Consider the following 1,160-nt stretch of genomic DNA (forward strand, 5'->3'; position numbering starts at 1 on the left):
TGTAATCACTGCAGCTGCATGAGGTGCATATGACTCATTAAATGTAAGTAGTATTTTCATTGTATCTTGTTTTTGATCATTTCCATTATACGATTATGAAATAATTTCATTCCATTGGTAAATATAAAGAATCCAACATAAAAATATACGGTAGAAATAAGTAATAACAATATTGACCAATAGAAAACATCATAATAGTCAATAATATTTAACTTAATAACACTTACTATATAGTACAATATCATAAAAGAGACGACAGACAAAATTATTCTTTTAATATATGGTACAAAAAAACCATTAATACTATCAATGTTAAATCCAACTTTGAATAAATAATAGGGTTTCCATATATAAACGACTATAATATAGCTGAAAATTCCTCCCAAAAGAACTCCTCCAATTCCCCAGAATATACCTGCTACTATAGATACTAACAAATTAATTGTGCCTTCTGCAAATGGTGCCCATATATCTTGATATATTCCAAAACCATCTTTAAACGCATCTATTGTGCTTCTGTTGATAAAGAGCCACATATTCAATAGTATCAAAAACAGAATATCCTTACCTAACAGATATTTCGAAGAAAGCCATACTGTGATGAATGGTTCTGTTACTATAGACAAAACAAAGATAATAATTGTGGAGATGCACATTCTTGAGTCAATCAACTCCCAGAAAACACTAATCATTCTTTTAGAATCATTACTTGCTACTAAGTTTCCTATAGCTGCAGAAGTACTTGAAAAAGCTTGTGTCAACAGTATTTTGATATTATTTGTTATCGCAAGATAATTGCCATAGTAGGCTATAATTGTTAATGTACTAAAAGAATATATTATTAATGGAGAACAATAAAAGACTATATATCCTGCGACTTTGTGGACAAATAATTGCTTTGTTTTTTTTAAAACCTCAGGAAATTCCCTAATCAATATCCTCCCATTTTTATTACTTAAATCTAACCATGGATATTCATCTTTGATAACTTTATTAAGCCAGATACTACCTATAATGCTTCCTAATAGGGTAGTTGAAACATACAAATAGAATGGATAAGATGAATATGGAAGATAAAAAATTAGGAAAACTTTGAATAATATACTTGTCAATTGTGTTACTCGCGTAACCTTATAGGTTTTCTGATCTGCAGCCAGTAC

At 29.3% G+C, this 1,160-nt stretch carries 1 protein-coding gene; it reads right to left on the reverse strand.

Going from position 1 to position 1,160, the window contains the following annotated elements:
• Positions 1 to 56: 56 nt before the first annotated feature.
• Positions 57 to 1,160, reverse strand: a 1,104-nt coding sequence (locus CIK89_RS12550; RefSeq protein ID WP_094391701.1) for a hypothetical protein, incomplete at its 5' end; no start/stop codon positions are given.

It is taken from the genome of Prevotella sp. P4-119 (assembly GCF_002251345.1).
Classification (GTDB): Bacteria; Bacteroidota; Bacteroidia; order Bacteroidales; family Bacteroidaceae; genus Prevotella.